Annotated in this window: 7 protein-coding genes; 6 read left to right on the forward strand and 1 reads right to left on the reverse strand. The window is 64.3% G+C overall.

Going from position 1 to position 10,993, the window contains the following annotated elements:
* Together ruvB and dmeF are read left to right on the forward strand one after the other, a co-directional pair.
* A partial coding sequence (gene ruvB, locus AC07XP_RS31465; protein ID WP_495266866.1) for a Holliday junction branch migration DNA helicase RuvB occupies positions 1-1,037 on the forward strand: 1,037 nt, incomplete at its 5' end.
* 10 nt (positions 1,038-1,047) lie between these two features.
* Positions 1,048-2,007, forward strand: coding sequence for a CDF family Co(II)/Ni(II) efflux transporter DmeF (dmeF, locus tag AC07XP_RS31470; protein WP_495266867.1), 960 nt, complete (start codon positions 1,048-1,050; stop codon positions 2,005-2,007).
* Positions 2,008-2,047: 40 nt separating this feature from the next.
* On the opposite strand, the gene AC07XP_RS31475 is transcribed toward dmeF, so the two are convergent.
* Positions 2,048-3,796 (reverse strand): lysoplasmalogenase family protein, encoded by a 1,749-nt coding sequence (locus tag AC07XP_RS31475; protein ID WP_495266868.1) that lies wholly within the window; start codon positions 3,794-3,796, stop codon positions 2,048-2,050.
* Positions 3,797-3,890: 94 nt separating this feature from the next.
* On the opposite strand from AC07XP_RS31475, the gene AC07XP_RS31480 reads away from it, so the two are divergent.
* The 4 genes from AC07XP_RS31480 to AC07XP_RS31495 form a co-directional block, all read left to right on the forward strand.
* Positions 3,891-4,760: a UDP-2,3-diacylglucosamine diphosphatase gene (locus tag AC07XP_RS31480; protein WP_495266869.1), complete on the forward strand. Its 870-nt coding sequence runs from the start codon at positions 3,891-3,893 to the stop codon at positions 4,758-4,760.
* 169 nt (positions 4,761-4,929) lie between these two features.
* Positions 4,930-7,473, forward strand: coding sequence for a type VI secretion system Vgr family protein (locus AC07XP_RS31485; protein ID WP_495266870.1), 2,544 nt, complete (start codon positions 4,930-4,932; stop codon positions 7,471-7,473).
* Complete coding sequence (locus AC07XP_RS31490) at positions 7,470-8,534, forward strand: DUF4123 domain-containing protein (RefSeq protein WP_495266871.1); 1,065 nt, start codon at positions 7,470-7,472, stop codon at positions 8,532-8,534. The genes AC07XP_RS31485 and AC07XP_RS31490 overlap by 4 nt, the downstream gene beginning before the upstream one ends.
* 6 nt (positions 8,535-8,540) lie before the next feature.
* On the forward strand, positions 8,541-10,993 hold a 2,453-nt coding region (locus tag AC07XP_RS31495; protein WP_495266872.1), incomplete at its 3' end, for a T6SS effector BTH_I2691 family protein.

Here is a 10,993-nt window from a genome sequence, read left to right on the forward strand (position 1 = left end):
CCGCCCCGCAACGCGTGGTGTCCGCCGCCCCCGCCTCGCCCAACGAGGAGGCGATCGAGCGGGCGCTGCGGCCCAAGCTGCTCGACGAGTACGTCGGCCAGGCCAAGGTGCGCGAGCAGCTCGAGATCTTCATCGGCGCGGCGCGCAAGCGCAAAGAGGCGCTCGACCACGTGCTGCTGTTCGGCCCGCCGGGCCTGGGCAAGACCACGCTGTCGCACATCATCGCGGCCGAGCTGGGCGTCAACCTGCGCCAGACCTCGGGCCCGGTGCTCGAAAAGCCCAAGGACCTGGCGGCGCTGCTGACCAACCTCGAGCCCAACGACGTGCTCTTCATCGACGAGATCCACCGCCTGAGCCCGGTCGTCGAGGAAATCCTGTACCCCGCGCTGGAGGACTACCAGATCGACATCATGATCGGCGAGGGCCCCGCGGCGCGCAGCATCAAGCTCGACCTGCAGCCCTTCACGCTGGTGGGCGCCACCACCCGCGCCGGCATGCTGACCAACCCGCTGCGCGACCGCTTCGGCATCGTGGCGCGGCTGGAGTTCTACACGCCCGAAGAACTGGCGCTCATCGTGCGCCGCAGCGCCGGCCTGCTCAAGGTCGAGACCGACGCGGCCGGCGGCTTCGAGATCGCGCGCCGCTCGCGCGGCACGCCCCGCATCGCCAACCGCCTGCTGCGCCGCGTGCGCGACTACGCCGAGGTCAAGGGCAACGGCCGCATCACCGAGGACATCGCGCACAAGGCGCTGGCCATGCTCGACGTCGACCCGCAGGGCTTCGACCTCATGGACCGCAAGCTGCTCGAGGCTGTCATCCACCGCTTCGACGGCGGCCCGGTCGGCCTGGACAACGTGGCCGCCAGCATCGGCGAGGAGCGCGACACCATCGAGGACGTGATCGAGCCCTACCTCATCCAGCAGGGCTACCTGCAACGCACACCGCGCGGGCGCATCGCCACGCTCGCGGCCTACCGCCACCTGGGCGTGGTGCCGCCCTCGGGCCGCGCCGACGGCCCGGACCTTTTCGGCGCCTGAAGAGAATCCCATGCACACCCACGACCTGAGCGCCTGGCAGCACGACCATCATTTCGGCGCCGGCAACGCCGCCGCCGAACGCAGCACCCGCCTCGTGATGTGGATCACCGCCGCCATGATGGTGGTCGAGATCGGCGCTGGCTGGTGGTTCAACTCCATGGCGCTTTTGGCCGACGGCTGGCACATGAGCTCGCACGCGCTGGCCATCGGCCTGAGCGCCTTTGCCTACGCCGCCGCGCGGCGCTACGCCCGCGACCCGCGCTTTGCCTTCGGCACCTGGAAGATCGAGGTGCTCGGCGGCTTCGCGAGCGCGCTGCTGCTGCTCGGCGTCGCCGCGCTCATGGTGGTCGGTTCGCTGGAGCGGCTGTGGTCGCCCGTGGCCATCCACTACCCCGAAGCCATCTCGATCGCGGTGCTGGGCCTGGTGGTGAACCTGGTCTGCGCGCGGCTCTTGGGGCATTCGCATGACCATCACGGCCATGACCACGGGCACGCGCATGACCACCACCACGGCCATGACCACGCGCATGGCCACGACCTCAATCTGCGTTCCGCCTACCTGCACGTGGTGGCCGACGCCGCCACCTCGGTGCTCGCCATTGCGGCGCTGCTGGGCGGCTGGTTCTACGGTTGGTCCTGGCTCGACCCGGTCATGGGCATCGTCGGCGCCGTGCTCGTCGCCGTCTGGGCCAAGGGCCTGCTGAAGGAAACCGGCAAGGTCCTGCTCGACCGCGAGATGGACCACCCCGTCACCGCCGAAATCCGCGAAGGCGTCGAGACCCTGCTGGCCGATTCCGAAACCCGCGTGGCCGACCTGCACGTCTGGCGCGTCGGCCGCGATGCGTACGCCTGCGCGCTCACGGTGGTGACGCATTCGGCCACGCTCACGGCGGATCAGGTGCGGGCGTGCTTCTCGATGCATGAGGAGATCCGGCACTCGACGGTGGAAATCCAGCGCTGCGCTGACTAGGTCGAGGGCCTGCTCCTTCCCCTCTGTGGGAAGGAGAAAGTCAGGCCGTCGGCCGCCGGACGTGCCGCACGATCAACATCTGCGCCACGTAATAGGTAGACAGCACCCATAGCGACGCCAGCGGCAGCGGCGACACGAATCGGTTGATCGCCAGCAGCGCATCGCTCAGCATGAAGAAGCAGGCGCCCACCGCCACCCACAGCGCGGCCGGGTCGCTTGAACGCAGCACCGCCGCGCGCCCGATGGCCTGCGCCGCCATGCAGGCGATCACCACCACGTAGAACCCGACCGGAATGCGCAGCGCCACCGGCAGGCCGCCCTGCCACAGGAAGGCGTACATGCCCGTGCCGATCAGCAAGGTGGCCGCCAGCGCGCGCGGACGCGGGAACAGCCCGACGCCGATGCGGAACAGCGCGATGTACGCCAGGTGTGCGAGCAGGAAGCACACGAGCCCGGGCACGAAGAGGTTCGCCGGCCCCATCAGCAGCACGTCGCCTGCGAGCGAGAAGACCAGGCCCGCCAGCAGCAGCGCATCGAAGCGCGCGATGCCGCCGGGCTGGCGTTGCGCGCGGCGGGCCGCGAAGGCGATGGCGATCGCCAGGGCCAATGGCTTGAAGAGGAGGTGCAGCCAGCCGATGCCCAAGGCCGCGCTCGCCGTGGCCAGCGCGGCGGCCTCGACCAGCAGCACCTCGGTGACCGACAGCCGGCCCTGCAGCACCGCGCCCACGGCCCACAGCCCGGCCGTGAGCGCGGCCAGCCAGACGGCGGCCTGCGGCAGCGGCACGGCATCGGAGTACCAGAGGAACACCGTCACGCCGGCCAGCAGCGCGAGGAACTGCAGGCCCGCGAACCACTGCACGCCGCGGCTCACCACGGGCTCGTAGCGCGTGACCTTCGCGATGTCGAAAGCAGGCTTCGGGTAGCGCGCCGCCACGTCGGCCGGTCGCCAGCCGGGCGGCTTGAACCACACGCGCAGCTTGTCGGACCAGCGGCGCGCGTGCCATGAATCCTTCGCGAGCGCCCAGTAGACCTCGGCGTTGGCCCACAGCGGGTCCCAGCTTTTCAGCTCGCCGCGCGTGCCGTACACGCAGCGCTCGTCTTCTTCGCGGAAGGTGCCGAAGAGGCGGTCCCACACGATCAGCACGCCGCCGTAGTTGCGGTCCAGATACGTGTCGTTCACCGCGTGGTGCACGCGGTGGTTCGAGGGCGAGCAGAACCAGCGGTCGAACCAGCCGAGCTTGCCGACCTGTTCGGTGTGGACCCAGAACTGGTAGAGCAGGTCGATGAGCGCCACCACGACGAACACCAGCGGCGGCACGCCGGCCACGGCCATCGGCAGGTAGAAGAGCCAGCCCAGCAGCGCGCCGCTGGAGGTCTGGCGCAGCGCGGTCGACAGGTTGTAGTGCTGGCTCTGGTGGTGCACCACGTGCGCGGCCCACAGCACGGCCGACTCGTGGCCCATGCGGTGCAGCCAGTAGTAGCAGAAGTCGTAGAACACCAGCGCCAGCAGCCAGCCGTACCAGGTGGTCCAGAACTCGCGCGCCGTCTCTTGCGGAAAGAGCGCCACCGCCGAATACACGGCGGTGTAGATGCCGATGCGCAAGAGCCCCGTGAGCACCGCGCTGATCTGGCTCAGCATGCCCAGTCCGATGCTGTTCACGGCGTCGGCCAGGCGGTAGGTGTCCTGCCCGGTGCCGCGCCGGGCGCGCGCGCGGCCGACCGCGAACTCGATCGCGATCAGCAAAAAGAACACGGGGGACACGAGAACGATGATCTGACCAGAGCGCATCGTCCGATTGTGGCGTTGCCCTGGTGCCACGCGTCACCGGGATGTCACGGAGTCGCCATCGCGCGGTCACGCGCGGCTGCGAACCTGCCGGACCATGCAACGCGACGACGCTTTCCTTCGCGCCTGGCGCGACACCGCGATCCAGCCTCCCGAGCCGGAGGACGACGATGCGGCGCGTCCGGCGCTGCGCTATCGCACCCTCTGGATCTCCGACCTGCACCTGGGCACGCCCGGCTGCCAGGCCCGGGCGCTGCTCGACTTCCTCAAGCACACCGAGTGCGAGACCCTGTTCCTGGTCGGCGACATCATCGACGGCTGGCAGCTCAAGCGCCACTGGTACTGGCCGCAGGCGCACAACGACGTGATCCAGAAGCTGCTGCGCAAGGCGCGCAAGGGCACGCGTGTGATCTTCATTCCGGGCAACCACGACGAGTTCGCCCGCAAGTACCTGCACCACAACTTCGGCGGCATCGACGTGGCCGACGAATGGATTCACGAGACCGCCGACGGCCGCAAGCTGTGGATCATCCACGGCGATTTGTTCGACGGCGTGATCCAGTGCGCCAAGTGGCTCGCCTACGTGGGCGACTCGCTCTACGAGTTCACGCTCAAGCTCAACCGCCACCTCAACTCGCTGCGTGCGCGCATGGGGCTGCCGTACTGGTCGCTCTCGAAGTACCTCAAGGGCAAGGTCAAGCGTGCCGTGAGCTACGTCGGCGACTTCGAGAACGCCGTGGCCCGCGAGGCCCGCAACCGCGGCGCGCAGGGCGTGGTGTGCGGCCACATCCACCACGCCGAGATGCGCGACATCGACGGCATCCTGTACTGCAACGACGGCGACTGGGTGGAAAGCCTCACCGCGCTGGCCGAGCACGCCGACGGCACGCTCGAGATCATCGACTGGGCGCAGCACATGCCGGTGGCGGCCAAGGCGGCGCCGGCACGCGAGGCTGTCGCGGCCTGAGCGGCGACATGAACGCAGCGCCGCGATCGCGCGGCGCTTCTGGCGCGTGAATTTTCGACATTCCTGCGTGTCAGTTTCTGCAGGGCTGGTCGTTTGACCATTGTTTGCGAACGTGCGGGTCTTGCGTGGCCCAGACTTTTTGGATTGCCATCCACTAGGTCTGTCGCACATGCCCCAAACCCTCTCTGTCACAAGCACAGCCATCCCCTTGGTTCTGGGGCAGCCCGTATTGATGCCCGTCCGGTTTTCTGGCCATGAGGGCCTGAACGGCCTGTTTGCGTACGAACTCCTTCTCAAGACCCCCGATGCTCTGAATCTGGGCGCCAGCGAAGCGGCTGATTTCGATCTCGACGGATTCATCGGGCACGAAATCACGTGTGCGATCGAGTTGGATGGGGCTGGCGAAATCCTCTCCGGCGTTGCAGGGCCCGGCAACAGCGGCATCGGCGCCGGGATTCGGCAGATCAGCGGCATCGTGACGGAGGCCGCCATGGAAGGAGAAGCGGGGCGCCATGTCGTCTATCGCTTCGTCATTCGACCCTGGCTGCACCTGGCAACGCTCAACTGCGACTGCAAGATTTATCAGGACCAGACTGTCGTAGACACGCTCGATCAGGTGCTGGGCAACTACTCGTTTCCCGTGGAAAAGCGACTGTACGAGACCTATCCGATTCGTGACTACTGCGTGCAATGGAACGAAAGCGACTTCGAGTTCTTCGAGCGCCTGTGCCAGGAGTACGGCATCAGCTACCACTTCGAGCACAGCGACGGTGCCCATCGCCTCGTCTTGTCGGATGCGATGGCCGCTTACCGGGAGTGCCCCAGTGCTGCCTACGCGAACGTCGAGTTTCATACCCCGGGCTACAAGACCGACGCCGAGTACATCCACCAATTTGCTCCATACAACCAGCTCACCAGCGGCGCCTACGTCACCCGAGACTACGACTACACGCGCAGCAAAGCTCAGCTGATCGGTCAGAACAGCGCCCCGCGCCCGACAAGCCAGGCCAATGGCGAGGTGTATCAGTACCACGCAAGTGTCGGTGGCAGTCATTTCGTGCAGCCGGAGGCTGGCGACGCGGGGCCCAATGATCCCTCCACCGAGGCACGCGCCTTCGCCCGCCTGCGCATGCAGCATCTGCGCACTCACGGCGCTCGCGCGCGTGCCACGGGCAACCTGCGGGGCATGGTGCCGGGTTGCACGTTTCGCATGCACGAGCATCCTCGAGAGAGTGCCAACGCCGAATACTTGATCCTGCAGACGGACTTCGTGATCGAGGACGTCGGGCAAGAAAGTCAAGTCAAGGACGTGGCTTCCGGCCGCTCGCAACGCTGGACGGTACAGGTCGAATTCACTGCGCATCCGATCGCAGAGGCATTGCGCCCCGCGCTTACGCGTCCCAAGCCCAAGACGGGTGGCCCGCAGAACGCAGTTGTCGTCGGCCCTGCCGGCCAGAACATCTGGACCGACGAGTACGGGCGCATCAATGTCCAGTTTCCATGGGATCGGGACGGTCAGTTCGACCAGAAAAGCTCCTGCATGGTGCGCGTGAGCGCGGCATGGGCGGGCAATCAGCTCGGCGCGATGCACGTCCCACGCATTGGCCAAGAGGTGGTCATCGAGTTCTTCGGCGGGGACCCCGACCTGCCGATTTGCACAGGTCGTGTCTACAACCAGATGAACCTGCCGCCATTCAAGCTGCCCGAGCAGGCTGCCTTGTCAGGGTTCCGCTCGCGCGAACTCGTCAGTGGTGGCGGTAACGCTTCTTCGGGGCGCAGCAACCAACTGGTTCTGGACGACACGGCCGGGAAGATCCAGACGCAACTTAAAAGCGATCATCAATCCAGTTCGTTGAGTCTCGGGTTCATCACTCGCGTTGAAGACAACGCAGGTCGCAAAGATCCGCGAGGCCAAGGCTACGAGCTGCGCACCGACGGCCATGGCGTCATGCGAGCAGCCGATGGCATGCTCATCACCACCGAGGCCCGCATGGATGCCGCGGGGTATGCCAAAGACCTGGGAGAAGCCATTTCGCGACTCACGCTGGCCCGCGATCTGATCGAAGGCCAGTCCGATGCAGCCCGCACCAGCGAAGCCCAGGTCAAAAGCGACCAGGATGCCGTGGCCAAGGCCCTCAAGAAGCAGAACGAAACGATCAAGGGCAGTGGCGGAAACCCACAAGAAGGCCAGTTTCCAGAACTGGTCGATCCTCATCTCGTGCTCGCCAGCCCGAGTGGTGTCGCCGTGACGTCGGGTGGCTCCACGCACATCGCCAGCGTCGAGCACACGCAAATTACCAGTTCCAAGCACACCAGCGTCAACAGCGGTGGCAGCCTGATCGCGGTCGCGCTGGAGGCGTTCAAGGTCTATGCCATGCAAAACGGCATGAAGGTGATTGCCGCCCAGGCTGACATCGAGATCAAGGCGCTGCAGAACTCCATCAGGATGATGGCCAAAGACAAGATCGAGCTGACCGCCGACATCATCAACATCACGGCGAAGACCCGGCTGACTATCAATGGCGGCGGTAGCTATGGCGACTACAGCGCCGGTCGCATCACCAAGGGCACCACCGGCAAGTACACCAACCATGCGGAAGTCCATAGCCATGTCCCCGCGGATTCCAAAGCCCCAACGAACGCGAACGGCGAAGGTTGTGGCACCAAGGAAAAAGCGGCAGACAACGGCAGCAGTACGGTGGCCCGCTCATGACCGGCAACCCGGACGCCCCGTATCTCGAACTGGTGGATACCTTGATCGAGCACTGGAAAGGCGTGAGTGTGCCTATGTCCAAAGACTCAACGGAATCGAAGGGCACACCACGATCTCCAGAGGAACCAGCCACTCAGCGGGCCTACCTGCTGTTCAACCGATGGGAAAGCAACCCGTTGGCAGAGGATTTGGAGCTGCAGTTTCCCAAATGGGCGCGTGATCGCGTCACCGTGCCTGATCGCCAGTTTGAAGACAGAGCTGAACACGCTCCCTTTGTGCTGGAACTGCCCGAGGAACTGATTCTTCCTACGCCCGACTTTCAACGCCAGAGTCTATGCAACTGGCTGGCTCGATGTCTGGCGTTCGCTGCGCATCAGGTGAACAGGCGCACCCTTGCACAAGACTTCTGCGGGGTTGTCATCAGCCCCGCGTCAGCTCAGGCCATCACTCACCACTGGGTCAGTCTGGGTGATCAGCGACCGCCCTATGGAGAAGAGAGCGTGCTTTTTCGCTATCACGATCCGCGTGTCATGCAGCGTGTCTGGCCTGCCCTGAGCACATTCCAGAAGAGCAGGTGGCTGGGCCCCGTTACGCATTGGTGGTCACTGCTGCAACCCTGGGGGCCGTTAAGCGATACGTCGGAGCCCATCCAATGGTTTCACGCCAAGGCACCGGTGCCGCCCTACGGCGCGGAGGCTGGTGGATCAGCGCGAGATTTGTTCGACGAGGCGCAGTGGTTTCTCGCGGGTATCTCGCCGCAAGCAAATCTGATCTGGCGCAGCTATGCCGACAACAACGTGCCACTCGACGCACAGCCCGATGCTGAAAACTTGATGCAGATGCTGGCCGATGCCGCCCGCATGAAGCTGGAAGACCTGAGCCTTGAAGACTACGTGTGGATCACGTGGATGCACGCTCCCAAGAGCGGTCCTGCTCGGGCGATGGACTGGAGCCTGCCGCACCTTGCTCCCACGTTGAGCCGGATCGAAGCCCAGCTGCGGGACGACCCTGACGCTCGTTTCTCCAGTCTCTTTGCCAACGCTACTCGGACTCGCCGCTAAACATCCATGGTTCATACAACACGCTGCAATCAGTGCTCGCAAACCGGGCTGCCCATCCTCTTCACGCGTTATGCCGCCGCCTACAGTGCAACTCAAGAGGGGATGGGTGCGCTCGACGGGCTCAAGCCCGCCGGCACACTCAAGGCCGAGCCCGGCGGTGTGAGCTTGAAAACAGCCAGATACAACGTTCGCATGTTGCGCACTGGCTATTTGTACCTGCGGCGGGAATCCGTATGCCGGCTGCCCGAATGGCTCGCATTTGTCGTGCATCCGCATGGCTACCTCACCAAGATCGATATCAACTACCCAGAGCAGACTACCGGCGAAGCCGCTTGCAGGCCGAACGAATGGGGTGCCAACAGAAGTTTGGTGTGGATCAAGGATGCGGACGATGTCACCAAGCTCCATTTCATGTTTCATCCGGACCCGATTGACCCAGAGCACCTCAAGACGGTGATTGGAAGGGATCCGGACAAATACATGCAGGGGTTTGATGTGGCTGCCTGGGTGAAGGGCGCCACCAGTCAGAGCGACACCATGCTTCCCGATACGCTAAACACCATGGTCATGGAATTCGCTGCGCTGTCTAACAAGGCACTTCAGACGGTGGGTACTGAGCAGGAGTTCGGAATCATGGGCCGTAGCCCCCAAGAGCGAGCTTGGGGCGACTACCGCGAAGTGAGGGAGGGCAACCACTTTGCTGGCCAGAATGACGAATTCAGAGAGACCGACGGAACCCTCTCCAGAGCCCCTGACGGAACGCCCATCGGCACCCAACCCGGTTTTGTGGGCTACATGAGTACCGGCTCCTATGTGAGGAATGTGCGGGGGATCCCCTACGACCAGGCTCATGGCCCGCGTCTGCGTCAGATGATCGATTTTCTCGAAGCCTATCAGGGCGCAGTCGTCGCGTGCGACGACCCCATTGGTATTGCACAAGAGTTGAGCATGCACCATCTCTCTGCGGCCATCCCTTACATGGATTGGCTCAAAGCAACAGACGCCAAGGGAATCAGCAACCAGTGGAAGCAGGCCGCAAGTGAAAGCGTGCGTTCCGTGCGTACTGCGCTGAGCCGCAAGGCAGTTGATATCTATGACGGCCGCACCGCGGCCACACGCCGGATCGCGACAAGCGTGCTCGACAACAATTCCTTTGGAAACATCACCTACAAAGTCACCATGCCGGATGGCAGCGTCAAGGTAATGACGGAGAAAGAACATAACCGCCACCTCCACGACAAATTTCTAGAAGAGGCCGACAGTCGCGACAGCGATCGCTCAGTCCTGGGAAGTCAGGAAGCCAGCACTGATGCGCTGACACGAGTGACCCAGTACTGCGACATGGGCGCCATCGCCGCCTTCGATGCACTGCACAAGGCCGAACTCGACAAGCGCGACGGCCTGATGGACAAGATCGCCCTTGACCTACAAGGCTGGCTCAAGGCGGATGCTCTCACCGAGAGAGCGCTGGGCCGCTACAACGACAAGGCGGACATCGAATCCGGCGACGGTGCGAGCTGTGCCGGGCAGTTGTGCGCCATCTTGTTGCAGATCGACAGTGCCCCCAAAGGTCGTCAGTGGTACGCCGGACTCGACACGTTCACGCCAGGCAAAAAAAACCTCGTCTGGCGCATGCTGAGCCTGAACAACGCCGACCTCAGTACCGAGCTGCACGCCGCGTTGGAATTGCTCACGACGCCATTGCCTCCGGGCGGCCTTGAAGTGCGAGATGCCGAGGAAAAGTCTCGCCGGCAAAAGGCCTACGCAACCATGCTGGCCGCGCCGGGCCAACTAAATAAAACCCTCAGCGCAAGCGACAAAATAAAAACGAGTCTGCCCAAGGTGCTCGATCCCAGCCGCAAGTGGCTGGACCGCTTGCAAACCGGCAGTGAGCTCGCCAAGGTGACCTACGACAGCCCGCACGCCGTGCTTGGTGTCGCCGCCATGGCACGCTTCAAGGCCCTGCCCGCAGCCCGGGGCGAAAGCTTCATCGCCAAAGCCCAACTGGTGCTGCTTGCCCGTGGACTCGGTCAGCAGGCCATGGCCTTCACCAGAAACCAGCAAGCCGACGCGCTGACCAAGGTGACCGCCAAGCAGGCGCGCTACACACAGCGCCGGATAGAAAAGGCCATCCAGAGCCAGCTTGCTGAAGCGGGGGGGAAGGATATGCGTCTACCCAACATCTTGCTGGGCTTGAACGCGCTAGCCATCTTGCCGGCGCTCGCGAATGCCGAAGCCAAGCGCGACGAGCGCACCATCACCGAACTGCTGGGCACGATGGCAGGGCTGGTGGGCGGCATGCGGCAGTGGCGGGTCGAACTGTACGAGAAGGCGCTGCTCAAGAAACTGCCTGATATGGTCTACAAGACTCACAAGGCGGGCATGACACAGGCAACGCAGGTCGAACTGTTGGGCATGAAGGCGGGGGCGGCCCGCTTCGTGGCGGCGGGGGCTGTTGC

This window comes from Variovorax sp. GW531-E2 (assembly GCF_059423125.1).